Origin of the sequence: Syntrophotalea acetylenica (genome assembly GCF_001888165.1) — a bacterium.
GTDB lineage: Bacteria > Desulfobacterota > Desulfuromonadia > Desulfuromonadales > Syntrophotaleaceae > Syntrophotalea > Syntrophotalea acetylenica.
On record NZ_CP015455.1, the window covers coordinates 1,939,115 to 1,964,013 of the forward strand.

Annotated in this window: 21 protein-coding genes and 1 riboswitch; of the genes, 4 read left to right on the plus strand and 17 right to left on the minus strand. The window is 57.8% G+C overall.

Annotated elements, in window-relative coordinates; genetic code table 11:
• Positions 1-20: 20 nt before the first annotated feature.
• The 11 genes from A6070_RS08965 to A6070_RS09015 all read right to left on the minus strand — a co-directional run bounded on the left by A6070_RS08965 (position 21) and on the right by A6070_RS09015 (position 11,680).
• Positions 21-569 (minus strand): lipocalin family protein, encoded by a 549-nt coding sequence (locus A6070_RS08965; RefSeq protein WP_083558401.1) that lies wholly within the window; start codon positions 567-569, stop codon positions 21-23.
• A 127-nt stretch (positions 570-696) separates the two neighbouring features.
• Complete coding sequence (locus A6070_RS08970; RefSeq protein ID WP_072285442.1) at positions 697-1,302, minus strand: XTP/dITP diphosphatase; 606 nt, start codon at positions 1,300-1,302, stop codon at positions 697-699.
• 2 nt (positions 1,303-1,304) lie between these two features.
• Complete coding sequence (gene rph / locus A6070_RS08975) at positions 1,305-2,039, minus strand: ribonuclease PH (protein WP_145926320.1); 735 nt, start codon at positions 2,037-2,039, stop codon at positions 1,305-1,307.
• The gene (locus A6070_RS08980; protein ID WP_158513956.1) at positions 2,036-3,106 is read right to left on the minus strand and encodes an N-acetylmuramoyl-L-alanine amidase; all 1,071 of its coding nucleotides are present in this window, start codon (positions 3,104-3,106) and stop codon (positions 2,036-2,038) included. Before A6070_RS08980 ends, rph begins: the two co-directional genes overlap by 4 nt.
• Positions 3,107-3,177: 71 nt before the next feature.
• Complete coding sequence (locus tag A6070_RS08985) at positions 3,178-4,227, minus strand: DHH family phosphoesterase (protein WP_072285444.1); 1,050 nt, start codon at positions 4,225-4,227, stop codon at positions 3,178-3,180.
• Positions 4,228-4,252: 25 nt separating this feature from the next.
• Complete coding sequence (locus A6070_RS08990) at positions 4,253-4,708, minus strand: TIGR00725 family protein (protein ID WP_072285445.1); 456 nt, start codon at positions 4,706-4,708, stop codon at positions 4,253-4,255.
• 9 nt (positions 4,709-4,717) lie between these two features.
• Positions 4,718-6,925, minus strand: a complete 2,208-nt coding sequence (locus A6070_RS08995; RefSeq protein WP_072285446.1) for a heavy metal translocating P-type ATPase — start codon at positions 6,923-6,925, stop codon at positions 4,718-4,720.
• An 18-nt stretch (positions 6,926-6,943) separates the two neighbouring features.
• A complete protein-coding gene (locus A6070_RS09000; protein WP_072285447.1) occupies positions 6,944-8,194 on the minus strand; it encodes a tetratricopeptide repeat protein in 1,251 nt (416 codons plus the stop codon).
• 289 nt (positions 8,195-8,483) lie between these two features.
• A complete protein-coding gene (locus A6070_RS09005) occupies positions 8,484-9,008 on the minus strand; it encodes an O-acetyl-ADP-ribose deacetylase (RefSeq protein ID WP_072287945.1) in 525 nt (174 codons plus the stop codon).
• Between the two features lie 26 nt (positions 9,009-9,034).
• Positions 9,035-9,697: a DUF4388 domain-containing protein gene (locus tag A6070_RS09010; protein WP_145926321.1), complete on the minus strand. Its 663-nt coding sequence runs from the start codon at positions 9,695-9,697 to the stop codon at positions 9,035-9,037.
• Positions 9,698-9,751: 54 nt separating this feature from the next.
• The gene (locus A6070_RS09015; RefSeq protein ID WP_072502067.1) at positions 9,752-11,680 is read right to left on the minus strand and encodes an ABC-F family ATP-binding cassette domain-containing protein; all 1,929 of its coding nucleotides are present in this window, start codon (positions 11,678-11,680) and stop codon (positions 9,752-9,754) included.
• A 525-nt stretch (positions 11,681-12,205) separates the two neighbouring features.
• Here A6070_RS09015 and A6070_RS09020 point away from each other — a divergent pair.
• Complete coding sequence (locus A6070_RS09020; protein ID WP_072285450.1) at positions 12,206-14,677, plus strand: Rne/Rng family ribonuclease; 2,472 nt, start codon at positions 12,206-12,208, stop codon at positions 14,675-14,677.
• 52 nt (positions 14,678-14,729) lie between these two features.
• On the opposite strand, the gene A6070_RS09025 is transcribed toward A6070_RS09020, so the two are convergent.
• The 5 genes from A6070_RS09025 to A6070_RS09045 all read right to left on the minus strand — a co-directional run bounded on the left by A6070_RS09025 (position 14,730) and on the right by A6070_RS09045 (position 20,573).
• Positions 14,730-15,446, minus strand: coding sequence for a Smr/MutS family protein (locus A6070_RS09025; protein WP_072285451.1), 717 nt, complete (start codon positions 15,444-15,446; stop codon positions 14,730-14,732).
• A 2-nt stretch (positions 15,447-15,448) separates the two neighbouring features.
• Complete coding sequence (locus A6070_RS09030; RefSeq protein WP_072285452.1) at positions 15,449-16,174, minus strand: tetratricopeptide repeat protein; 726 nt, start codon at positions 16,172-16,174, stop codon at positions 15,449-15,451.
• 75 nt (positions 16,175-16,249) lie between these two features.
• Entirely contained in the window at positions 16,250-18,064 is a 1,815-nt protein-coding gene (locus tag A6070_RS09035; RefSeq protein WP_072285453.1) for a LysM peptidoglycan-binding domain-containing protein, read from the minus strand.
• Positions 18,065-18,069: 5 nt separating this feature from the next.
• Entirely contained in the window at positions 18,070-19,728 is a 1,659-nt protein-coding gene (gene hflX, locus A6070_RS09040) for a GTPase HflX (protein ID WP_072285454.1), read from the minus strand.
• 77 nt (positions 19,729-19,805) lie between these two features.
• The gene (locus A6070_RS09045) at positions 19,806-20,573 is read right to left on the minus strand and encodes an enoyl-ACP reductase FabI (protein ID WP_072285455.1); all 768 of its coding nucleotides are present in this window, start codon (positions 20,571-20,573) and stop codon (positions 19,806-19,808) included.
• Between the two features lie 332 nt (positions 20,574-20,905).
• Between A6070_RS09045 and A6070_RS09050 the strand changes: the two genes are divergently transcribed.
• Positions 20,906-21,895 (plus strand): sensor domain-containing diguanylate cyclase, encoded by a 990-nt coding sequence (locus A6070_RS09050; protein WP_072285456.1) that lies wholly within the window; start codon positions 20,906-20,908, stop codon positions 21,893-21,895.
• A 245-nt stretch (positions 21,896-22,140) separates the two neighbouring features.
• Positions 22,141-22,216, plus strand: a riboswitch (cyclic di-GMP riboswitch).
• A gap of 110 nt (positions 22,217-22,326) precedes the next feature.
• Positions 22,327-23,121 carry a sensor domain-containing diguanylate cyclase gene (locus A6070_RS09055; protein ID WP_083558837.1) on the plus strand — a complete coding sequence of 265 codons (795 nt, stop codon included), beginning with the start codon at positions 22,327-22,329 and terminating at the stop codon, positions 23,119-23,121.
• Here A6070_RS09055 and A6070_RS09060 read toward each other — a convergent pair.
• Positions 23,052-23,666: a nitroreductase family protein gene (locus A6070_RS09060; protein ID WP_072285458.1), complete on the minus strand. Its 615-nt coding sequence runs from the start codon at positions 23,664-23,666 to the stop codon at positions 23,052-23,054. The two genes, A6070_RS09055 and A6070_RS09060, sit on opposite strands and share 70 nt — an antisense overlap.
• Before the next feature lie 334 nt (positions 23,667-24,000).
• Between A6070_RS09060 and A6070_RS09065 the strand changes: the two genes are divergently transcribed.
• The gene (locus tag A6070_RS09065; protein WP_072285459.1) at positions 24,001-24,837 is read left to right on the plus strand and encodes an NlpC/P60 family protein; all 837 of its coding nucleotides are present in this window, start codon (positions 24,001-24,003) and stop codon (positions 24,835-24,837) included.
• Positions 24,838-24,899: the final 62 nt, after the last annotated feature.

The window sequence follows — 24,899 nt, forward strand, 5'->3', positions numbered from 1 at the left end:
GAGTGTTTAATTAAGCATGACTACCTGTGTTTGTCAAACGGTCCCGACGAGGTACCCTGGTCGGTAAATATCAGGCGCGAGGCATCATAGCCCTGCCCCTCAAGACGCCGAAGAAGTTGTTCGAGCACCTCTCCGGCCAGGTACGGCTGACGGGCGAGAATCCATAAATACTTCCGGCGAGGATGTCCCACAACGGCCCAGCTGTAGTCTTCAGCCAGGTCGATGATCCAGTAGTGTCCATAAAACGGCCAGAAAAAAGTAACTTTCAGCTTGCCGTCACCCGAGTCTCCGGCAGCTCTGGCGCGGCCGGTAATTTCAGCCACCGCCTGTTCCCGATCGTCGCGCCGGCAGCGATTTACAACCTCCAGATGCCCATCGTCAAGCATCCTGTAGGTGGCGGTAACATGACTGCAGCCCTTTTGGAAACGATTGGGATAACGGGCTATTTCGTACCAGGTTCCGACGTAGCGATGCAGGTCCACATTGGCGACGACACGGGGAGAATCCGTTGGAAATCTGCATCCGGCCACAGTCATGGCAATTAACACTATGATGATATTTCGCAGCATAACCCGAACTTTCCGAAGGTACGGCCATGGTCTTAATTATGCAGCATACAGCCAGCAATGCAACACGGGACGCTACGGCGGATAACCATCACAGCGGGCAGGCAGCGAAACACCACGGGCTATAGATCTATGCTGACAAGGGCGCGCCAAAGCAGCGGAGACTGTCGGCAAGTTGCCTGAGGGCCTGCCCGCGATGGCTGATGCGGTTTTTAATCTGCATCGGCAACTCCGCCAGAGTCATGCCGTATTCGGGTACCAGGAACAGCGGATCGTATCCAAAACCGCCGCTCCCCCTGCCTTCCGTCAGAATGATGCCTTCGAGACGGCCTTCAAAAAACCGGCAGGTTCCATCAGGCCTGCACAGTGCCATCACACAGACGAAAGCAGCCTGACGCTGATCGGCGCGAAGTGACGCCATTTCCTGGAGCAATGTGCGATTATTGTCAGCATCCGTCGCGGCAGGCCCGGCATACCGGGCCGAGTGAATGCCCGGCCGCCCGCCAAGCGCCTCGACCACCAGCCCTGAATCATCCGCCAGGGTAACACATCCGGTCAACCGGGCGACGGTTTCGGCTTTTTTCCGGGCATTGGCAGAAAAGCTGTCCCCATCTTCTATCACCTCGGGCAAAGACTCAAAAGCGTCAAGTCCTTTGACAAGGATCCCTGCATCGCCGAGAAGGTTCGCGATTTCCTTCAATTTTCCCTGATTACGCGTGGCGACCAGCAGCTCCATGCTCAGGCCTCCAGGGTTCGCATTTGCATGCGATGCAGTTCGCGGCACCCGGTCAGCGCCAGATTGCGCAAATCATCGAGTTCCTGCATGGAAAAAGGCCGTTCTTCCGCGGTGCCCTGCACTTCGACAAACAGCCCGGAACCGGTAACGACAAAATTCATATCCACGGCGGCACGAAAGTCCTCGGCGTAGTCCAGATCGAGCATCGGGTGATTGTCCACCAGCCCGACGCTTACAGCGGAGACGCTGTCGCGCAGGGGCGAAGCGTTCAGCTGGCCCTGGCGAATCAGTCCAAAGACGGCATCGTGCAAAGCGACATAGGCTCCCGTTATAGCGGCGGTACGGGTGCCGCCATCGGCCTGCAGAACATCGCAGTCGATAAGGATGGTGCGCTCCCCAAGAGCTTCGAGATCACATATGGCGCGCAGCGAACGGCCGATGAGTCGCTGAATTTCGCTGGTGCGGCCACTGAGCTTGCCCCGTGCCGCTTCACGTGGCGAGCGCACCTGGGTTGCGCGCGGCAGCATGGAGTACTCGGCGGTAATCCAGCCCTGCCCCTGCCCGCGAAGAAAGGCGGGCACACCTTCTTCGACCGTCGCATTGCACAGCACCCGGGTTTCGCCGAAAGACATCAGCACCGACCCTTCGGCATAGCGGGTAAAACCCCGGCTGAAATAAACGGGGCGCAATTCACAAGGTGTCCGGCCGTCGGCACGACGCAAAACGGGATCACTCACAGCACTTCCTCCTGCTTTTGTTCAATAAATGAATTCAGCCCTTCAAACAGGGCAGAGGCCATGGCCTGCTGTCCCTTTGCAAGGGAAAGCCGGGCCTGATCCCCGACATGGCTCAAATACCCCATTTCCACCAGAACGGTCGGAAGATCTCCACGCCCCAACGGCAGCAGCGGCGCCTGCACGATGCCGGCAACCGGCACCCCCATGGAGCGCAGGGAAGATTGCAGCGTCATGGCCAGCCGCATGCTGTCATCCTTGCCGGAAGCCCTCTCCCCGGCCGCCCGTTCCGATGGCCGCACAAAAAGCACGACACCATGTACGGCGGAGCTCAGTGATGCCTGGGCATGCAGCACCAGCAAGAGATCGGCATGGGATCGGGAAAGATGCTGCAGCCGCTGTTCGGCGTCAAGGGCATAATCGGCGTTGCGGGCAAGCGTTACGGGAATGCCGAGCTGCATCTTGATCTGTTTTTCCAGCCTCCGGGCAACCTCCAGGGTCACATTTTTTTCCTTGGCCCCCTCAACACCGATGGCTCCCGGATCCTGGCCGCCATGCCCCGGATCGATGGCAATCCTGGAAACAGCCTCCAAACCCGGTGCTTGCCCGGAACCGCGCCGCAGCAAGAAGGCAAACAGGCGATCCAGATCCGAGCCGGGCTGGGGATCGCGTGTATCGCCGGGGTTCAGATTGTGGAATCCAATAGACCGGCCTGTTAATGCCGCAAGGGTTTTTTGCACAAAGCTCTCCGTAACGCGCAGACGGCCATCGATGAATTTCGGCGGCTGGTCGAGAGGCATGATCTGGCCGCCGGAACGCAGAAAATGACTGCCGGGCGAAATAATGGCTTTACCCTGCAAGGTGATAATCTCGTAAACATGCTCGACCGGCTGCCAGCTCCCGCGCAGCCCCACTGTCGCCAATACATCGTCAACCGCAAGATAGGCGGTGCCGTTGCGGTGATAGACCTCCTCGATGCGCATGGGTGTTTTCCCGTCCGGGGTAATCTCCACGGCGGCAAAACCCGAGGCAGGCAGTACAATCATCCACAAAATGACGAAAAAACGCATTTGGAATTCCTCCATGGTGCAATCCGTTACTCCCGATCCGGTGGTCCGGACCCGTGGCACACCGGTCCGACCTACTCGGCCACCAGCGGCAGGCCGGGAACGGGGTAACAGCCAAGGGTCTGCAACAGGCGCTGCGTCAGGGTCTGCTCGAGGCGCACCAACGTATCCCGGTCTGCCGGGGTATCCGGAATCTGGCCGCCGGCAATCATGTCATGACCGCCGCCGGTACCGAAACCGGCAACCAGGGTTTGCATGATTTCGCCGCTATTGAGGTCGTTACGCAGCGTGCGAAACGACAGAGCCACGCCATCTTTGTAATGCCCCATGCCGAGAACGATCTTCACCTCGTCAACCCGTAACAGAAAATCGGCGAGTTCGGCGACCATGTCCGGGGTATCGATCTCAAACAGATTGAACACCAGCACCTCGTTGTAGATCATTGCATTACGAATCGCATGGCTGAAGTGGGCAAAATAGGCGCGAGGCACTTCCGCATGGAGAATATCGAACAGAATGCTGTTGTTCACCAGGGGCAAGAGATGCAGATAGGCGCGGCGGTCGGCACGAATCCAGTCCCGGCCGAGATCCTGGGTTTCTGATTTGATGGCGTAATACAGAATGGTGGCGAGTTTGGTCCCATAGGAAACCTTTTGCGCTTCGAGGTATTCGAACAGCATGGTGGCGGTGGCACCGTACTCTTCCCGTACATCGACCCACCGGACATTCCGGCAGGATTCCCGAAGCGGGTGGTGATCGATGACCAGATCGACACGCCGATCAAATGGATAAGAGTTGTTGCCCGTGCCGGGCTGGCTGTCGACCATGCAGACCACGGGGAAACGATCCAGATCCAGGGTGTTCAATGGTACCAGGTCGATCTCCAGTTTCCGCACCATGACCCGGTTCTCTCCCCGGCCGATCATGCCACCGAAAGCCACCGTGGCCGGCTGGCCGGTTTTCACGGTAATCAGGTGTTTGAGTGCCATGGCGGCGGCCAGAGAGTCTGGATCCGGGTGATCGTGGGTAACGATCAGTACCGCACCGCGACCACGCATCCACCCGAGAAATTTATCGGTGAAATCCAAAGTTCGCGCCAGATCCACCGTGGTTTCCGCAATCATGGCCACCCTTTCGAAAACAGCGACATCATTTCAGCTCGGCCATAACGGCAGCCACGGCCTCTTCCGGGGTATCGACATACACAACATCGGGCAGGCCCGGCCAGCTGCCCAGGGCGATCACCGGTTTTCCAAGCTTGAGGCCGATGGCCATTTCCGACAGAGTGCCGAACTCCCCAGCAACGGCAATAAGCGCTTCGGCGGCATGGGCAATGATCATATTGCGCGCATGCCCGAGGTTGGTCGGAATCGCCAGGCTCACCCAGGGATTGGCCTGCTCGGCATCCGCGCCGGGCAGGATACCAAGGGTGTGACCGCCCGCTTCCCGGGCCCCGCGGCAGGCGGCTTCCATGATGCCGCCGAGGCCACCGCAAATCAGAACCGCTCCCGACGCGGCAATCAGCCTGCCGACCTGTCGGGCGGTTTCACAGGCAGCGCAACCGGCCTGACCTGCGCCGATAACCCCGATCATCCGTTGACGCATGCTTTCACCTCAACCAGAGTGACGGCGTAGACGCTCACCGCACCCACGCAGCAACAAACTGTTGGTTACCACCGACACACTGGACAAGGCCATCGCCAGCCCCGCGTACTCGGGCTTCAGAAACAGGCCGAAGGACGGATAAAAAAGCCCGGCCGCGACAGGGATGCCGATGAGATTGTAAAAAAAAGCCCAGAACAGATTCTGCCGGATTTTCGACAGGGTCTTGCGTCCCAGAAGAATGCCTCGCGCCACATCGAGGACATCTCCTCTTACCAGAATCACGTCACCGGTTTCCTTGGCCACGTCCGTGCCGCTGCCGATGGCAATGCCAACATCGGCGGCCGCAAGCGCCGGAGCATCGTTGATTCCGTCCCCGACCATGCCCACTTTGTGGCCATCGGCCTGGTAACGCCGCACCACGGCCTGCTTCTGGTCGGGCAGAACTTCAGCTTCGACGCCGTCCACGCCAAGACTGGAAGCCACCGCCTCGGCAACCTCCCGCCGGTCTCCGCTGATAATCACGGTGGTCAAGCCCAGACCGCGCAATCGGGTGATGGCAGTGGCAGCCGAATCCTTGAGGGTGTCGGCCAGGGCCAGAAGACCGCGCAACCGCCCGTCCACGGCGACGTACAGCAGTGACTTCCCCGCTGAGGCGAGCTGATCAGCCCGTCCGGCCACAGCAGCGATATCGACGTTTTCGCGCGCCATCAGGCGCGCATTGCCGAACAGAACTTTTTGTTCACCAAACCGCCCGGCAAGGCCGTGTCCGCCGATTTCCTCCACGCCTTCCAGGGCCGGCATGTCGTACGACATGCCCTTTGCAAAACGGTAAACGGCCCGCGCCAGGGGATGACTGCTGGAAGCTCCCGCGGCAGCGGCGACCCGCAGCCATTCCTCATTGTCCGGCACCAGCGGCACCTGATCCACAACGCTGAAATCCCCGGTCGTGAGGGTGCCGGTTTTGTCCAGCAGCAACACCTGGAGGCGCGCGATATTCTCCAGCACCGAAGGTCTTTTGAACAGAATGCCGAGAGAAAGCCCCTCGGCACTGCCCACCATGATGGCGGTCGGCGTCGCGAGGCCAAGCGAACAGGGGCAGGCGATAACCAGCACAGCGATGGCCATGCGAAACGCAAAAACAAAATCCGCATGGGCCCAGAAATACCACAGCACCAGAGTCAACCCCGCCACGGCCACAATAACCGGCACAAAGACATTGGCCACGGCATCCGCCAGCCGCTGAATCGGGGCACGGTCGGCCTGGGCGTCTTCCACCAGACGCACGATCTGGGCAAGCACCGTCTCCTCGCCAACCCGCTGGACACGCACCACCAGCCTGCCGCCACGATTTATGGTTGCCCCGGTCACGGGACTGCCCGGTTGTTTTTCAACCGGCAGGGATTCGCCGGTTACCATCGACTCGTCGACTGCCGAATGACCGGTTTCGACCACCCCGTCAACCGGAACGCTTTCACCCGGAAGCACCACCACCAGGTCCCCGGGTTGCAGCTGGCTGGCGGGCACCTGCCGCTCGCCCGAATCGGTCAGCAGCAGGGCACGGTCGGCCTGCAGTTGCAGCAGTTTCTGCAAAGCTTGACCGGCACGGCCCCGCGCCCGGGCTTCCAGCCATTTTCCGAAACGGATAAAGGTGACAAGCATGGCGCCGGTCTCGAAAAACACTTCGCCGGTCATTCCGAACAGATGAAATCCGGCCAGCATCGAATATCCCCAGGCAGCTGTGATGCCGAGGGCCACCAGCACATCCATATTTGCAGAACGATTGCGGATGGCCTGCCAGGCGCCGCGGTAAAACGTAAGTCCGGCACTGAACTGCACCGCCGTCGCCAGAAGCACGATGACATAAAGGGTCCGCGACCCGAAAGGGTGCCACCACATGAGCGGCATGATGGGCAGGGTCAGGGCCGCTGCCAGCAGCAGCCAGAAACGGTCGGACTTCTCCTGACGCGCCTCGTCGGCGGCGCTTCGGGCGGCGAGAGGGCGAAAACCCGCGGCACGCACGGCGTCGAATATCTGTCTTTTTTCCAGCCGATCGGCAAGATAGTGCACCGACGCTTTTTCCGCGGCAAAATTGACCCGCACGGACTGAACGCCATCAAGCCGGGACAACGCCTTTTCCAGGGTACGGGCGCAGGTAGTGCAGTGCATGCCCCGCACCCCAAAACTGGTCCTCGTCAGACCCGTGCTGTCCTGTGACATGAAAAAACCTCCGCACCCTCACAAAAGATGGAACTTTTTAAACAGACGTCGGAATGAAGGCGTTTCGCGTACCGCATCGAAAGCTTCATCGGTCTTGGCCGCCAACAGCTTTCCCGGATCGCGGGCGGCAGCCTGCCCAAGGGATTGCGCGGCTTTGCGTATCTGGCCCTGCCGGGCATAGATACAGGCACGACGGTAGGCAATATCGGGATTGTCGCCCTGTTCGAGAACCCTGTTGAAACAGGACACCGCTTCCTCCAGGGACCCCATTTCCATCAGGAGCAGGCCTTTGAGCGACAGGGCCTTGCGATGATCCGGCGCTTTCTCAAGGCTTTGATTCAACGCCGCCAGAGCGTCATCGACGCTACCCTGATTTTTAAGAAGAAGACCCCGGCAGCACAAAATATCCGGGTGCGCGGGATAACACTCCTCGGCGGCCGCCAGCATCCGCCGGCTTTCCTGCCAACGCTCAAGTATCTGGAATATCTCAGCCTTCTGCAAAAACGCCTCGAGAAAACAGGGATCGATCCGCAACACTTCATCCAGATCGTCAAGCGCGTCCTGTAAACGGTTTCGCGAGCGCAGCGCCAATGCCCGGTTATACCGGTAAAGTGGAGCTTCCGGGGCGACTTCAACAGCGGCCGACAATGCGGCTACAGCTTCGTCCCCGCGCCCCAGGCCGGCAAGGGCCAGTCCCTGCCCGTTCAGTGCGGCAGCACTGCCCGGTTCGCTTGTCAGTACCGTTCGGAAGCTGGCCAGAGCCTCCTGGAAGCGCCCGAGACGATTGAGCGTACAGCCCAGATTGAAATAGACATCGGCCGTATCCGGCAGGCGCCGCAATGCCTCGCGATACATGCGAAGCGCCTCTTCCCCCTGCCCCATGGCGTCAAGCACATTGCCAAGATTGATGTAGGTCTCGGGGAAATCCGGCTGCAAAGCCATGGCCTGCCGCAAATGATGCAACGACTGGTCGTAGTGCTTTCGCTTTTCAAGCAAGGCTCCGATGTTATGATGCAGCAGACCGTGGCCGGGGGCCAGACTCAGGGCCTTGCGGTACAGCGCCAGGGCCTTGGCATCATCCCCCAGGCCAGCGCAGGCCAGGGCACAGACATGCAGCGCCTCCACATCCAGAGGATGCTCCTCCAGCCAGGCTTCCGCATATTCAACCGCCTCGGCCAGTTCATTCCGCTGGAAGGCGATCTGCGCCATTTCCAAAGGATCCTGCTCGTCGCCGGACTCATAGAAAAATTCGTCGAATTCGTCGTTCATTGCTGCTCCAATGGCAAACCGTTCTGTCAGTTATTTCGCAAGACAGCCTATTATAGCAGCTTTACCGGGACACAGGGGCGTTTTTACATGATGGCGACACTCCCCGCGATGATATGAGCAGCCATGCGATATGTGCTCGAAAAGTGAAAGAACGCCGCATCCGCCCTGGCGGCGGCAAGGCAATAAATGGCTCTGCGCCATCTGCAATGGAACGAGCTGGATCAGGACAGGGTAACCAGCAGATCGCTGACACCCCGGCCCGATGAAAAGACAAGGCCGGCAACAGACTTCAGGCCGTTACCCGCTGCAGATATTCCCGATAAACCCGGAAAAATTCGTTGGAAAAAAGCACAAACAAGACCCTTTCAGGCAAAGGGTTGGTATCGAGAAAATCGCGAACCGTGTCGATGGCGATGCGGCTGCCCTCCTCAATGGGGTAACCGTAGATGCCGCAGCTGATGGCGGGAAAAGCGATGCTGGCCAGTCCGTGCTGGCGGGCGAGTTCCAGGCTGCGGCGATAGCAGGAAGCCAGCAGTACCGGATCATCGGGACGACCATGATAGACGGGACCGACAGTATGAATGACATGCCGCGCGGGGAGACGGTAACCCGCGGTGATACGGGCATCGCCGGTTTCGCAACCGCCAAGCGCACGGCACTCTTCAAGCAGCGACGGTCCGGCGGCGCGATGGATGGCGCCATCGACGCCGCCGCCACCGAGAAGACTGCGATTGGCCGCATTGACGACAGCATCAACCTCGACCCGGGTAATATCCCCCAACAGCAACTCGATCCGGCCGAATTTCTCCTGCATGGCAGTCTCCTTTCCGGAATGTTTCATCAAAGGCCCTCGACGGCAGTCACCGTTTCCTTTTCCCACAGAGCAAACAGATCGGCCTGTTCCAGATAATCCGGCACGTTTGATGCGGGGATTTTCGCAGAACCGATAACATCGAGGCGGGCCCCGGCGTTACGGGCCACGGACGCGGAAGGGTCGGCAGATGTCACAATCCCGGCCTGTCCATCGTGGAAAAAACCGAGATACGAACCATTTTCCATCAGTATGACCGTCGCCTTCCGGTCGTCATAAACATGCAGCCCGCCGCTGAAACCTTCCTGTTTCAGCAAAGCGAGCAGATGTGGAAGATCAAGCAGGGCAAGGTGTTGTTCCCTGCAGAAGGGCTGACCCTCGACCAGGTTGCAGATTGCGAGCGCCAGATCGGCTTCAAGCCGGTAGATATCGAGATACGCCCCGCTTGTCCGTGACGCCGACAGGATATGCTGCATGGCATTTTCGCCGCCGACAAACTCTGCGCCGCGGCCATATCTTATCGCCGCAAGCTGACCGTGATAAAACAGCAGCAGGCCGCGGTTGGCATCACAGACAAAATTCAGATAGCCGGTAAACCGGCCATCATGCAATTTCTGCAGAACTTCCCGCCAGTTCATCCCGGCGGTAGCGACATCTTCCTTAACCGGCTTTCCCCGCGGCAAGACAATCATACCCCCTCCAAAAAACATGATCCAACATCAACTCCCTCGCCGCCCGCAGACGGCTTAGGCTGTCTCTTCCAACTGCAGTGCTTCCCAGCGCCGGTAAAGCTCGGCAATATCTCCCTGCAGCATCTGGTATTCCTCGGCTACCTGCCTGGCCCTTTTCGGGTCGTCGTACAAGCCGGGATCGACCAGAGCCGACTCCATCCGGGCCAGGTTCTCTTCCGATGATTCGATAACAGCCTCAATTTCAGCCAGCAACTTCTGCCGCCGACGCTCCTCGCGCCGCACGGCTTTACGTTCTTCGTAAGACCCCGCCGCCGGCTCAAGCGGTTTTTCATTTCCGGCGGCAACAGCCGCCCGCCGCTGTTCAACCCTTTCAGCGCAATGGCTGTCATCCCCGACCGCAGCCCTGCACCGCAGAAAGTCCTCGTAATTACCGAGGTACGAAACGGCCCGCTCGCCGCCGACCTCTATGATCCGGGTCGCCAGGGCGTCGACGAAATAGCGGTCATGGGAGACAAATACCAGCGTACCCTCATAAGCCTTCAGGGATTGTAACAGCACATCCTTGGATTGAAGATCGAGATGATTGGTCGGTTCGTCCAGCAACAGCAGATTGGCCGGACGCAGCAGCAAAATGGCCAGAGCCAACCGATTGCGCTCACCGCCCGACAGAACCGACACCGGTTTATGCACATCGTCACCGGAGAACAGAAACGCCCCGAGAATATCCCTCACCCGGGGCACCATGTCAAAAGGCGCGGCGGCTGTCAATTCCTCCAGCACGGTTCGGCCAGGGGTCAGGACCTTTGCCTGGTCCTGAGCGAAGTAGGCCAGGTGCAATTGATGCCCCTCGCGTCGAATTCCGCTGCGGGGTGTTTCCACCCCCGCAAGCAGGCGCATAAGGGTCGACTTGCCGGCGCCGTTGGCCCCGACCAGCGCGATGCGCTCACCGCGTTCGATGCTCAGATCGACCTGCCGCAACACGCGGAGGTCGCCGTAACCATGTTCGATGCCTTCCAGCTCCATAACCGAGCGGCCTCCTTTGGGAGGCGCGGGAAACCTGAAGGTGATGCGCTTGCGCTCGGGAGGCACTTCGATACGCACTATCTTTTCAAGCTGTTTGACGCGGCTCTGCACCTGGGACGCCTTGTTGGCCTGATAGCGGAACCGGTTGATAAAAGACTGAATGCGGGCGATTTCCTCATCCTGGCGCTGGCGGGCGGCACGCAAGGCACCGATGCGCTGCTCTCGCTCGACCACGTAAGAACTGTAATTGCCGGAATACTCCGTCAAGGCGCCATTCCATAATTCCACAATGCGGTTGACCACCCGATCAAGAAAAAACCGGTCATGGGATACCAGAACCACGGCAAAGGGATACTCGGCCAGATAAGTTTCAAGCCAGTCCCGTGCCGGCAGGTCGAGGTGATTGGTCGGCTCGTCAAGCAGCAGCAGATTGGGGCGCTGCAACAGCAGCTTGGCCGTCGCAATGCGCATCTGCCAACCGCCGGAAAACGCTTCGCAGGGTTTTTGCCAGTCTTTTTCCGCAAAACCGAGACCACCGAGCACCCGGCCGATTTCCGCCTCGATAGCATATCCGCCGCGATGCCGGAAGGCTTCCTGCGCCATGGCATACCGGTCCAGCAGCGCTTCGGATGTGCCGGCGTCAATGCGTGCTTCCAGCGACCGCAGCTCTTCCTCCAGGGCAATCAGTTCCGCCAGGGCGGAGCGCACCTCATCAAAAAGACTGCGGCCGGCATGCACCAGGCCATCCTGCGGCAGATAACCGATGGTGGTATCCCGGGCGCACTGCACCTCGCCGTCGTCGGCGGAAACCTGCGCGGCCAGCATACGCAGCAAGGTGGTCTTTCCGGTGCCGTTTTCACCGCAGAGCCCGATGCGGTCGGCGGGCCTGATATGCCAGTCAATACCGGCAAACAAGCGCCTGTCGCCAAAATCCTTGATAATATTTCGCAGTTGCAGCATGGCTCTTTTTATAGCACAATAGGCACCAAGGTTAAACCTCGAAACCAACGTCTTGTGAACTGAATGTCTCAGTAAAATTCCGGCTTATCTCCACGTGGCCTGAAGAACCTGTTTCAGCCAAACTTATTTTCGAGGTTTTACAATTAGTTAGTATCCATCCGGAAACTCCGGATGGATACAGCGTAGTTTTCATATGGGAATCGAGCAATTTTTCGTTGTGGCAAGGAAATCAAGGGGTTGCGCGGAGGCGTACATCGGTACGCCGCACAAGCAAGCCTGCGGATTGACGCCGCCACAGCGGAAAAGGACCGTTTCCGGATGAAAACCAGTTATCCAAGCTCAAGGGTCCATTCCCTGGCCATATAAGAGTATCATCGGTCCTTCCGGTCCCAGTCTCAGCGCGAATACCGCCTCCCTGCAGGCGAGGTGTAGCCTGTCCGGAACGGAAGAACCGACATGCCGAAACGAGTTTCGGCCATCAACCAATTGCAGTGGTTGCCGAATGCGGCAACCAGAAGGATTTCTATGACAAAAAAAATGCTCATCAACGCCACCCATCCCGAAGAGCATAGGGTGGCCATTGTCGAAGACGGTGTCCTGACAGAACTCGACATCGAAATTTCCGGCAAGGAACAGACCAAAGGCAATATTTACAAGGCCGTCGTCACCCGTGTTGAAACCGGGCTGCAGGCGGCCTTTGTCGATTACGGCAGCGAGCGCCTTGGATTTCTCCAGATTGGGGAAATTCATCCGTCCTTCTTCCGCGGTGCGGAAGGTCGCACCGAAGATGGCAAGCGACCGCGCATCAACGACCTGCTGCGGCGCGGGCAGGAAATTCTGGTACAGATCGTCAAGGAGGAGCGGGGCACCAAGGGAGCCGCGCTTACGACTTTTCTGTCCCTCCCCGGACGTTATATGGTCCTGATGCCCGAATCCGACACCAAGGGCATATCCCGCAAAATCGAAAAGGAATCCGACCGCAAAAAACTCCGGGAAATAATGGACAGCCTCGAAATCCCCGACAACATGGGTTATATCGTGCGCACCGCTGGCAGCAGTCAGAAAAAAGCTGATCTCAAGCGCGATGTCGACTACCTGCTGCGGCTTTACGAAAAGATCCAGACCCTCTCCGGGGAGACGAAAGCACCGGCGCTCATCTACAAGGAATCGAACCTGGTGATCCGCTCCATCCGCGATTATTTCAGCGACGATATGGACGAGGTTCTGGTGGACGACGCCCGCGTCTCAGCGGAAGCCAGGGATTTCTTCCGGGAGGTGATGCCCGAATATGCCGAACTGGTCAAGCTTCATCAGGAGCGCCGGCCTATTTTCGCGCGTTACCAGATCGAGGAACAGATCGATACCATTACCAAAAACAAAGTCATGCTTCCCTCCGGCGGTTCGATTGTCATCGACACCACCGAGGCGCTGGTAGCCATCGATGTCAACTCGGGGAAAATGGCCAGCGAGCAGGGGGTCGAGGCCACGGCCTACAAATCCAATCTTGAGGCCGCGGTTGAAGTTGCGCGCCAGTTGCGCCTGAGGGACCTCGGAGGCCTGGTCGTCATCGACTTCATCGACATGCGCGACCGGAAACACATCCGGGAGGTCGAAAAGACCCTCAAGGATGCCATGAAAATGGATAAGGCCCGGGTAACCATCGGACGGATCAGTCAGTTCGGCCTGCTTGAAATGAGTCGGCAGCGCATCAAATCGGCGCTGGCAGCCGCTTCCTTTGAAGTTTGTCCCCATTGCAACGGCAGCGGCAAAATCAAGACTGTGGAAGCTCGGGCGCTGGCATTTCTGCGCCGGATTCACGCGGGACTGGCCAAAGGACATATCGGACGGGTCGACGCGACCCTGCCGCTGGATGTCGCCGGCTATCTGCTTAACTACAAGCGGTCGGAACTGCTGCACATCGAACAGAAAAACGATGTCAGCGTTCACATCAAGGCGTGTCCGGACTATCTGAATAGCCAGGGAGAGGTTGAATTCCATAAACGCGAAAAAGACGCCATCCCGTCCGCGGCCTGGATCGAAGCCAGTCAGGTCCGGGCCGAGAGCACACCGGACCAGGAGGAATTTGAGGCCGCCCCCGCTGATGAGGAACCGAATGCGGAGGACAAACCCGCCAAGCGCAAACGCCGGCCGCGCCGCCGGCGCAAACCTGCCGGAGCGGAAGCTTCACGCAAGGAGCAGGGTCTGGAAGAGACCCCCGACAACAAACCGACAGATGCCGTGAATTTGAGTCCGGAGACACAGTCCGCGATCGTTGCTGCCGATATGGCCACCGCTGAAACTGCCGACACAAGCACCACCGAAGCATCGTCAGCCGCGGTTGCTGAATTGCGGGAGGAATCGGCGGACAACCAGCAAACCATCACGAAAAAACCGGCAAGATCACGCTCCCGCCGTCGCAAACCGGCCGCCAGGAAGCTGGCGGAAGCCACGCCGGAAGCCACGCCGGAAGCCACGCCGGAAGCCACGCCGGAAGCCACGCCGGAAGCCACGCCGGAAGCCAAACCGGAAGCCAAACCGGAAGCCAAACCGGAAGCCAAACCGGAAGCCAAACCGGAAGCCAAACCGGAAGCCAAACCGGAAGCCAAACCGGAAGCCAAACCGAAAAGGCCCCGACGCGTTTCGACAAAAACCCGCCATGAGGCAGCACCGGAATCAGGCGGCACGGTACCGCAAAACAGTGCCGAAACACCTGACACTTTGGCGACTTCGGCTACCCAGGCGGCACCGGAACCCGCTGCTGCGACCGTGGCAACACCAAAGCCCAAGCGTTCCAGGCGTGTTGCCCTCCCGGCAAAATCGATGATCCCGAAGGAAGCTGAACCGAACCCGACTGCAGCCAACGGGACTCCCGCTGTTGCCACCGCCACGGCCGAAGAACCGCCCAAGAAAAAACCGGCCCGTCGCCCTCGCAAGCCGACAGTCAAAAAACCGGCGGAACCGGCAGCGCCTGACACCAATAAGGACGAGCCATCATAAAAGTTCAAAGGTTCCCCATAGCAAAAGGCCGCAGCGTTGCTGCGGCCTTTTGCTATCCGGCACCGCCATCTTTGCGGGTTTGCCGCAAAAAAACCACCAGGGCCCCTTCTCCACCATACCGGGCCGGAGCGCGTCCCCACTCGACAACCCAGGCCTTCGCTTCATACCGGAGGTATTTTTCCATATCGGCACGCAGCACCGGCCCCCCGGGAGACCCTTTGCCCCTCCCGGTGATCACAAGAACTGTCTTCCGGCCCTGAAAAACGCTGTCTTCAAGAAAAAAACGCACCTTCTGTCGGGCTTCATCGCGAGTAGCGCCGTGAAGATCGAGTTGCGCCTCGGGCAACAGCTTCCCCTGGCGCAGTTGCCGCATGCGTCGGGGCGCAGCAGAGGGCTCTGCCTGCGACGGCATTTCATCGCGAAACACGCTGTCCATACTACCCAGGGCGGCAAGAAACAATTCCCTGTCCGTAGCAGGTATCGTGGCCGGTTGCGCCGGTATTGGCGCGGGACTCTCCTGTTCGGGGAGCATGGACGTCACATCGTCGGCATCCCGTTTTTCCACCCGCAGCATCTCCATTTCCTGCGCAAACAAAGCCGCGTCATCCGTCTCAGCCGGAACCGGCGTTGTCCGCAAAGTGTTTTTTCCCTCAGCGGGAGACGGCGGCAGGTGTGACTTGGAAACAGCAAGCCCCTTCAGTTTTTTGAAGGGGCTGATTTGAAATTCCTTACCGGAAACACTGGGTTCCGGTTTCTTTTTGCGTGCCACGCCTATCGCCTCACAATCTTGCGCCGCCCCTGCACCGCCTTGGTCTGTTTCTTGACAATGGCGCCGGTTTTTTCCAGATGGAACTGCAGCCATGCATCACCATAAATCTGCATCTTCATTTTGCGTCCGTTGACGAGCGCATCGAGATTTTCCTGGAGATTTTCATCGTTGCCGGTTTTTTTGAGTCCCTTTTTCATAACCTCGATAGCCTGGCTGTGCTTTCCGACTTTTTCCAGGCAGTAGGCATACAGATTCCAGAGCAGTGGTTCATTGCGGGTGAGGCTGACGGCTTTTTCAAAGGTTTGAATCATTTTATCCGTTTTGTTCCGCTTCATGTAACAGATGGCCAGCATCCCCATCGAGGGCCAGTGACGACCGAAGCCTTTCTGCAGAAAATCAAAGGCCTTGCCGAAATCCCGTTTAAGATAATGAAGACTGCCAATCTGGGAATACAGCTGGGAAGTTACCAGAAACTGCCATTTCCCCAAAGGCAGGGTGGCCTCCAGGGTTTTGATGGCTTTGTCGGCGCGGCCGGCCATCATGTCACGTTGAACGGTTTCCATAACGGCCGTCAGCTTTTTGAGCACGCGGCGGCTCAGCAGGAAATAAACCAACCCGAACGCCAACAGCCCGACAAGCGCGTTGAGCCAGGGCTGCAGATCAGTCGCCACCTGCAACAAACCGGCAACAAGGATGTAAACCGCCAGGGATATCGCCAGATTGATCATATAAAAAAGGGTCCTTTCACATGGGAAATCGATTCGCGAGGCAGTGTAGCAACGGACCCGGAAAATGTCAAAATCTTATCCCCGATGATGGTTGCCGACATGCAATGTCAGTTTCTGGCCGGGCCGCAGAACATGGTTTTTGGCCAGATTGTTCCAGTTGCAGATCTGCCCCACGGCGAGATCGAACCGGCGGCTTATACTCCAAAGGCTATCGCCGGAGCGCACCCGATAGACAATTTTTCGCTGCTGTTGGCCGCCAGCGCTTCCGGATAATTTCAGCGTCATGCCGGGTTTCAGAAGACTGTTTTTGTGCAAATTGTTGATGGCGCATAAATGCTGTACCGTCACATCGTGTCGACGGGCAATGTCCCAAAGGTTGTCCCCCTGACGAACTTCGTGAGTCCTCTCGGACCGGGCTGCCCTGGCAGTCCCGCCGACAATCTTCAGCACCCTGCCGGGCCGCAATACGTCATCCGACTGCAAACCATTGCTGGCTGCCAACCGGTCCGGGGCCATGTCGAAACGACGCGCGATACCCCACAAAGTGTCGCCGCGCCGTACCTTGTAACTCGCAGGTACCACCTGCGCCTTGTCTTCATCCGAAAAACTTTTTACCAAACCACTCAAATCAGAACGCAAAGGCAGGGTAATCTCGGCTCCGGCGCGAAGGGAACGAGGATTTTTGATGCGGTTCAAACGCATGAGATCTTGCGTTTTTATGCCAAACCGCAAAGCCAGCGAACTCAGAGTATCGCCGGGACGCAAACGGTAGTGCCGATAACTGGCACGACGGCTGGCCGGAATGGCGGCAAAAGCGGCGAGGAAGGAATCCCGCCTGCCCTCGGGAATCCGCAGCTTGTAATCCTTGATTCCCGGCGGAGTACACCAGCGTTTCAGCTCCGGGTTGAGCTTCTGAACATCGCTGATCTCCACATCGCATAAACGGGCGACGATATCCAGATCGGTGCTCTCCGGCAGCACCACCTCGTCATAGGCGAGAGGCGGCTGGTAGGCGATATTATCAAATCCGTACCGGGACGGATTTTTGGCTATGTGCAGCACGGCGTACAGTTTGGGTAAATAGTTGCGGGTTTCCAGCGGCAGATGGCCGTCCCGGCATATTTTCCAGAAATCCCGGGTTCCGGCATTGCGAACCGCCTGCCCCACCCTGCCGGAGCCGGCATTATAGGCGGCGATAGCGAGATTCCAGTCTCCTTCGAACCGCACATGAAGATCCCGCAGATGACGCGCCGCGGCAATGGTGGCCTTGACGGGATCGCGGCGTTCGTCAAACCACCATTCGTTTTTCAAACCATACAATCTGCCGGTAGCCGCCATGAACTGCCAGGGTCCAACCGCATTGGCACGACTGACCGCCTTTTCATTGAATCCCGATTCGATCATGGCCAGGTAGGCCAGATCTTCAGGCAGGCCTTCCTCGGCAAGGATGCCGCGCATCATGGGCAAGTAGCGCCCGGAACGCTCGAGCCAGCGGTGGAATGCCCGACTGCCACGATTGACGTAATAATCGATAAAGTAGCGAACCTTGTCGTTTTCGACCACCGGCAGGTCGTAGACAGGGTCCTGCTCAACAGCCGTCACGCCCTCATCTTCCGGGGCCAGCATATCGGCATCGGAGAGCAGGGCCAGATCCTCGAGGGTTTCGGCATCATCGGGCACCATGCTTGCCTCGACACCCTCGTCGTCGCCGAAGAATTCGGCTTCCTCGCCAGCATCTTCGTCGGTGAGGCCTTCATCCAGAGCCGATTTTTTTACCGATTGCAGTTTTTTCACGGGAACCGGCGCGGTTTTTCCGAAGGGTCCAACAGGACCATGGCAGCCGGTCACCAGACTGGCGAGCAGGAAAAACCCGAAATATTTTTTTATCATGACAATCACATCTCCTCAGCTTCCGTCCGCCCCTCTTTTTCCAGGGGCCAGAATCTTCCCTCCAGCAAATTCAAAAGCGGCTCGAAACTCTTTCGATCGCGAGCACTTACGGCGATCGCATCAAAGCGGCGGCAGAGAGCATCGACCTGCTGCCGGGCAACCAGATCCATCTTGTTGAAAACCAGCTGTCTGGGAATATGCCCCAGATCGAGATCGTTGAGGATTTTTTCCACCGCGGCGATCTGCTCCTCGAAGCGCGGATTGGCGCAATCCACCACATGCAGCAAAAGATCCGCATCTTCCAGCTCTTCCAGCGTTGCACGGAACGCGCCAATCAGGCTTTTGGGCAATTGCCGGATAAAGCCGACCGTATCGGTGATAATAACCTCCCGCTCCATGGGAAAGCGCAAACGGCGGCTGGAGGTATCCAGCGTGGCAAATAAAAGATCTTCGGTCAGCACCGTGCTTTGGGTCAGGGCATTGAGCAAAGTCGATTTCCCGGCATTGGTATATCCGACGATCGAAATGATGGGCACACCGGACCGGATCCGCCGCTGGCGGCGCTGCAACCGCCCCCTGGAGAGATGTTTCAGCTCATTTTCCAGGCGGGTGATACGATCGCGAATGCGCCGACGATCGATTTCCAGCTTGGTTTCCCCCGGTCCGCGCCCGCCAATGCCGCCCATCAACCGCGAAAAAGCGACCCCGCGCCCGACCAGGCGTGGCAAAATGTATTTGAGCTGCGCCAGCTCCACCTGCACCTTGCCATCGCGGGTGTGGGCCCGACGGGCAAATATGTCGAGAATCAACTGTGAACGGTCGATGACTTTAAGGTCGGTCAATTCGGAAATGGCCCGCACCTGGGCCGGGCTGAGATCCTGGTCGAAAACAAGCAGCGTGGCCCCCTGCTGCAGAGCGCGGATGACCACTTCCTTGGCCTTGCCCTCACCCATCAGATACCTGGGATTGATCTGGCGAGGCCGCTGAACAAAACGATCCAGCACCACCACCTGGGCGGTACGGGCCAGCTCGGCCAGTTCATCCAGGGAATCCTCCACCTCGTAACGTGGTTGCTGACTGACGGAAATCAGGATTCCTTTTTCCCGCGGATCGGAAAGATCCACGGTTTCAGCGATTCCGGATTCGAGTTCCTGTTCCAGAGATCGAAGAAAAATCCCCAGATTGACATCCAGATCGTGAATTGAAGCGGTTTTCTCGACCTCGACCTGCCGTCCTTCCGGATTCGGGGGCAGCAAATGCGCATACTCGACCTTTCCCGGCCCAGCCTGCGTCCCCGCATCGATGACAACCATCAGATCGAGACACAACAGCGCCAGGTCGGTCAAATCGTCTTCGCTTAATGGCTCGCCCCCGATGTGAGTATGGATACAGCGCAACCCCCGAAGGCCGCTGCGGCCACGGCCATACCCGGACAGATCCGGGATGACGATTTCACGGTCGTCGCCGACAATTACATAGCGGATGGTACCGCTACGGTCGATGATCACCCCGACCTGACGCCGAATTTCGAGAGATTGCTCGCTCAGATAGCGGGCAAGCTCCGTCGAAATAATCTGATCCGGGGGAATCCGTCGACGATAGATGCGCTCCAGAGCCTTGATCTGACCCGGTTTCAGTCCTGTGAGATTGCCGTGAACCACCATAGCGCCCTGAAAAATAAAAAAGGACCCACGAGAGGTCCTTTGTGTCTATAGAAAGTCAAAGCAAGGCCATCGGAATTTCAACCGACAACAAAATTGAAGCCTGCATCGACAAAATGCACTTCCCCCGTCACACCACTGGCCAGATCGGACAGCAGGTAAAGAGCGGATTTGCCAACCTCTTCCTGGGTAACAGTACGGTGCAGTGGCGCGATTTCATCCATGATACGCAGTTTTTCCTTGAACTGGCCGACAGCGGACGACGCGAGGGTCTTGATAGGACCGGCGGAAATCGCATTCACGCGAATATTCTTTTCCCCCAGTTCGGCCGCCAGATAGCGTACCGATGCCTCCAGCGCAGCCTTGGCGACCCCCATGACATTGTAGTTGGGCACCGCCCGCTGAGCGCCAAGGTAGGTAAGCGTGATGACGCTGCCCCCCTCGTTCATCAGGGGAATGGCACCACGGGTCACAGCAACCAGGGTATAGGCACTGATATCCATGGCAAGCTTGAAACCGTCGCGGCTGGTCTGACTGAAGGAGTTCTTGAGATCTTCACGATTGGCGAAAGCGACCGCATGCACGACAAAATCGATCTTGCCCCATTTTTTGTCGACTTCCTCGTAAACCGCTTCAATATCCTCGTCCCTGGACAAGTCGCAGGGCAGGATGAGCTCCGCATCGACGCTTTCCGCCAGGGGACGAACACGTTTTTCCAGGGCTTCGTTGAGGTAGGTGAAAGCCAGGGTGGCACCAGCGGCATGAAGCTGCCTGGCGATACCCCAGGCGATACTGAGGTCGTTCGCCACACCGAAAATAATGCCACGCTTGCCCGTCATAAGACCCATAGAAGAGCCCTCCTTTTGTGAATATAATGTAAAGGCAATTTTTAACAAAATCGGTCCGATTGTTCAAGACATATATAACTTATTCCTCAAATCCACGAATTACCGAGGGTTTACACTACACATGCATTCGGTTGCGCCCCCTGTACGGGCGGCATGCCCAGACATTGACACCGGTTCGGATGCGGTCAAGGACTGACCGGATTTGCGATTGAGCCGGAATCAGAGACGCATGCAAGCCTGCGGATTGACGCCGCCACGGCGGAAAAGGGCCGTTTCCGGATGAAAACTAACTGCTGGCGGCAAACGGCAACATCGGATACAATGGCGACATCATGACTCATGAGAACACGTGCGCCGAATTACTCGACCAGTTGCAGGCCGTAGCGGATTCACTTCCTGCTCCCGTTTTTGTCATTGATTACGATGGTCGTTACACCGCCGTATTCGGTGGACGGTTTCGCAACCATTACGATGGGGGGCTGAACCTGGTGGGATGCCTGATGCAGGATGTGCTGCCGGAGGAAAAATGGCGGCTGTTTCTTTCGGTGGTTCGTCGAGCCATCGATACGGGAACGCTACAGACCTGCGATTACCAGCTCGCCTCCATGGAAGTCGGGGTCACCGAAAACGACGGCCCCCCCGGTCCCCAGTGGTTTCATGGCCGGATCTATCCTGTAATGCCCAGGCCAGGAAAAAAACCTTCGGCGGTCTGGCTGGCCATCAATGTCAGCGAACAAAAAACGATGGCGGATCGACTGCAGCGACTTTCCGAACGGGACGATCTGACCGGCACCTTCAATCGCCGCTATTTCATGGCCCGTCTGGCCGCCGAGGTTCAGGCCGCCAGACGCGAGGACACCGCACTATGCATCATCACGCTTGACGTCGATCACTTCAAAAGGATCAATGACCGTTACGGTCACATGACAGGGGATCTTGCGTTGCAACATCTGGTGGCAACCCTGCGTGTTCAATTGCGCCGGCAGGATATTCTGGCGCGGATCGGTGGCGAGGAATTTGCCATCCTGTGCCTGGCCACCGTACCGACCGAAGCCTGGACCGTGGCCGAGCGCCTGCGCCAGGGTATCAAAGACGCACCCCTCGCCACGGATCATGGTCCGTTGCGCATGACCATCAGCCTGGGCATCGCGGCCATGCATGCCCGGGAAACAAACCTTCAGGCCCTGCTGTCGCGTGCCGATCTGGCGCTCTACCAGGCCAAGGAGTCCGGCCGTGACCGCACCTGTTTCGCGGCACCTCCAGACCCCAGCGACTGCCAGGGGCCCCAGGACCATGGCACAAACCAGCCCCTTCCCCCCTGAGTATCCGACCGGAAAACACACACCGGTCCATGCGCAGCGCTTCAATAATTTTTATGGACATTCCGGTTCATCACGTTATGATGAAGCCGGAAAGTTTTTATACATCTCCAGAAACCCCCAGAAACCCGTTGGATGGCTGGAAGAACTTGCGAGCTGCATGATCTGATGCTCTTTAACCGGCAAGACAAGGTTCTGAAACTACGCCGCAACACCGTAAGACCGAGTTTTTGCACCTCCACCAAATTTTCCGATAATGGCAAAACCGGGGCAACCCGGTGACGCAAAGCCACGGATCCCGAAAGGGATAGCCGGGTTACCGAAGAAAATGGCCGATAACGACTCCCTTTTTTCCATAAAATTCACCCGCAGCACCCGAGGCCCTGTTACGGCAATGGCTGGAGGTGCTGTTTCTGTACCGGCATTCATACGGCATGAGTAAATTCAGCAACCGGCACCTTTCCGAGGTTTATCCCATGCGGTCTTTTCTGAAATATCCCTTTGTGAAAACTGTCATTCTTTCATTTTCCGCACTGCTCTGCCTGTCGGCACCGACCGTTGCTTCCAGCTGGCAAACCGGATTGGCAAAACGTCCTGAGAAAAACCTCGTCCAGCCAGCCGTGCCGGGCTCTGCGGTCTTTCCATGGCAGGCCTGCGCCCTGGCTCCAGCCGGTTTGTTGCTGCTGCTGGGGCCGGTTGCTTGCATCATATACCTGCGTCATAGGCGCACGTCCCGGGCGCTGCGGGAAAAGGAAAAGCTCTTTCGAGCCATGGTCAAGTTCACGCATGACTGGGAATTATGGCTGGACCCAAACGGTGCGTTACTCTATTCCTCCCCTTCCTGCGAACGCATCACAGGGTTTCGTGACGAGGATTTCAGGCGCGATCCCGACCTGCTTTCACAAATCATCGCCGTCATGATGCTGGACCTGGACGATTTCAAACAGATCAACGACACCACCGGACATGCCAAGGGCGATGAATTGCTGGTGATGCTTACCGCGCGGATGCGCCAGCAGTTGCACCCCGGCGACATGCTTGCACGGCTTGGCGGTGACGAGTCTATCCTGTTGCTGAACAATATCGGCAGTGCCACTCTGGCCGCAAACCGGGCAAAACAGAAATCCTTGCTGGCTGAACGCCTGCTTAAGGCATTGTTTCAATCCAGCCAGCTCACCATCATTTCAAAGTCGATTTTCTTCGGCGCTATGCCGGGCTTTGCCTCGTAACCGACAGGAATGACCGCCATAAATTCCCCTTCTCTCTCTCCCATAAGACGTAACACATCATCCTTGATGAGAAACAGTATCCCCAACCACACGGTGGCCAGGCCGAGAGAGGTCGCCGCCACCAGCAGGTTCTGAATGGCCGCCGCCGAACTCTGAATTTCCATGGTTTTGAAAAAGTCCTGAGCCAACGGCTTATCGATCTGAAACAGCTTGGTACCATGATCGATCAGGGCGCCGGTATTGGCGACCACGACCACCACCGGAGCGGAATTGATGCTGCGTGCCGCCATGCGCAACAGCACCGCCGCCGCCCTGGGAAATTCCCCGGCACGGGCATTGACCAGAGTGGCCAGTTCCTGCTTGCGTTTTCCACGGAGAACGGAAAATCTCCAGGACTGCTGATTATGGGCCGATGGCGCCTGGTTGGCGGCTCGCAAAACCGTCAGCAGGTCTTCTTGGGATACCGGCCGATCGGTAAAAGATCGGATGCTGCGCCGCGCTTCGATGTGATGTAAAGTAACCCGGGCTGAATGGGACAGGCACATACGTCATTTCTCCTTCGGTTCTAAATATCGTATACAAAATGACGATGGTCGCACCAGGCGCGCCGCAGAGCAACCATTAATTGCGGTGTTCCCTAAAAAAGGGCAGCATCTCGAACCGGCACGAATCCTTGCGGAAAATTTTATCTCAAAAAAGGTTATGGATTTCCTTCTGTGCATGGTTAAAATAGGCGTTGCGTTTATCTGCCATTATGCATTATTGATGGCGTCGCAAAACCTCCGCCCGCGGTGTTGCGAAAAAGATACGCTGTGAACCCGACCTGACCCGATGACGATATATCAACTTCGGCCCATGCCGTCTGCACAAGGGATATTTATGGCTTTTCGCATCTTGAAAAAATGGATTATTGGCACAATGGCCTGCATCCTTTTCGCCACTCCGTGTGTTGCGAAACCGGATGCCGAAATAAGCAAGCTCGGCTACTCGGTGCAGGTCGGAGCCTTTGCCAGGGTTGACAATGCAGAACGGCTGGCATCCAGGCTCCAGGATCAGGGCATCGAAGCCTATTATTTTAAAAAGGAAAACAATGTCTTCGCCGTCCGGTTCGGCAATTACCCGACCCGCAAGGACGCAAAAAAAGCGGCCAGACAACTGGCCGAGGCCCGACTTATCGACTCCTATTACATAGCCTCGCCCCTGAAAAAAGACATCCACCCCCTGGCCCTGGAGACCGCCGGCCCCACCGATACGGATGTGACGACAGCGCCTGCCGGTGCGACGGCGTCGCCGGTGAATCCTCCCACCTCCACGAAACCGGTGGTGCAAAAACCCAAACCGGACAATGAAATGGGCGAAATCGCCGCCAGGACGGCGGAAAGATTCGTCGGCATCCCTTACAAATGGGGTGGCAATACCGTGGTTGAAGGACTCGACTGCAGCGCCTTTGTCAAATCGGTCTATTACCTTTGCGGCATCAACATCCCGCGCACCTCCGCGGAACAGTTCAAGGTGGGACGGAAGGTACCCCAGGAAGAACTGATTGAAGGCGACCTGGTATTTTTCGGTCATAACAACCAGGTCAGCCATGTTGGCATCTACGTTGGCAGGGGCAAGTTCGTTCATGCCCCCAAACGCAATGACGAAATCAAGGTCGCGGAGTTGACCCGGCCCGGCTTCACCAAAAAATATCTCGGCGCGCGCCGTTATTTCTGATCGTATTACTGGCGCCGGCCACAAAAACCTCCACGGCTGGAAAACTCCCCGCGGCGACCGTG

Coding starts and splice junctions, on each gene's coding strand:
- A6070_RS08985 (WP_072285444.1), bottom strand. CDS start 4,227: ATGATTGCGGAAACCACGGTGGATCTGGCGCGAACTTTGGATTTCACC.
- A6070_RS09045 (WP_072285455.1), bottom strand. CDS start 20,573: ATGGGTCTTATGACGGGCAAGCGTGGCATTATTTTCGGTGTGGCGAAC.
- A6070_RS09015 (WP_072502067.1), bottom strand. CDS start 11,680: ATGCTGCAACTGCGAAATATTATCAAGGATTTTGGCGACAGGCGCTTG.
- A6070_RS08995 (WP_072285446.1), bottom strand. CDS start 6,925: ATGTCACAGGACAGCACGGGTCTGACGAGGACCAGTTTTGGGGTGCGG.
- A6070_RS09065 (WP_072285459.1), top strand. CDS start 24,001: ATGGCTTTTCGCATCTTGAAAAAATGGATTATTGGCACAATGGCCTGC.
- A6070_RS09030 (WP_072285452.1), bottom strand. CDS start 16,174: ATGATCAATCTGGCGATATCCCTGGCGGTTTACATCCTTGTTGCCGGT.
- A6070_RS08980 (WP_158513956.1), bottom strand. CDS start 3,106: ATGCGTTTTTTCGTCATTTTGTGGATGATTGTACTGCCTGCCTCGGGT.
- A6070_RS09005 (WP_072287945.1), bottom strand. CDS start 9,008: ATGCAGGAGAAATTCGGCCGGATCGAGTTGCTGTTGGGGGATATTACC.
- A6070_RS09020 (WP_072285450.1), top strand. CDS start 12,206: ATGACAAAAAAAATGCTCATCAACGCCACCCATCCCGAAGAGCATAGG.
- A6070_RS09055 (WP_083558837.1), top strand. CDS start 22,327: ATGAGTAAATTCAGCAACCGGCACCTTTCCGAGGTTTATCCCATGCGG.
- A6070_RS08965 (WP_083558401.1), bottom strand. CDS start 569: ATGCTGCGAAATATCATCATAGTGTTAATTGCCATGACTGTGGCCGGA.
- A6070_RS09010 (WP_145926321.1), bottom strand. CDS start 9,697: ATGATTGTCTTGCCGCGGGGAAAGCCGGTTAAGGAAGATGTCGCTACC.
- A6070_RS09050 (WP_072285456.1), top strand. CDS start 20,906: ATGACTCATGAGAACACGTGCGCCGAATTACTCGACCAGTTGCAGGCC.
- A6070_RS09035 (WP_072285453.1), bottom strand. CDS start 18,064: ATGATAAAAAAATATTTCGGGTTTTTCCTGCTCGCCAGTCTGGTGACC.
- A6070_RS08990 (WP_072285445.1), bottom strand. CDS start 4,708: ATGCGTCAACGGATGATCGGGGTTATCGGCGCAGGTCAGGCCGGTTGC.
- hflX (WP_072285454.1), bottom strand. CDS start 19,728: ATGGTGGTTCACGGCAATCTCACAGGACTGAAACCGGGTCAGATCAAG.
- A6070_RS08970 (WP_072285442.1), bottom strand. CDS start 1,302: ATGGAGCTGCTGGTCGCCACGCGTAATCAGGGAAAATTGAAGGAAATC.
- A6070_RS09060 (WP_072285458.1), bottom strand. CDS start 23,666: ATGTGCCTGTCCCATTCAGCCCGGGTTACTTTACATCACATCGAAGCG.
- A6070_RS09000 (WP_072285447.1), bottom strand. CDS start 8,194: ATGAACGACGAATTCGACGAATTTTTCTATGAGTCCGGCGACGAGCAG.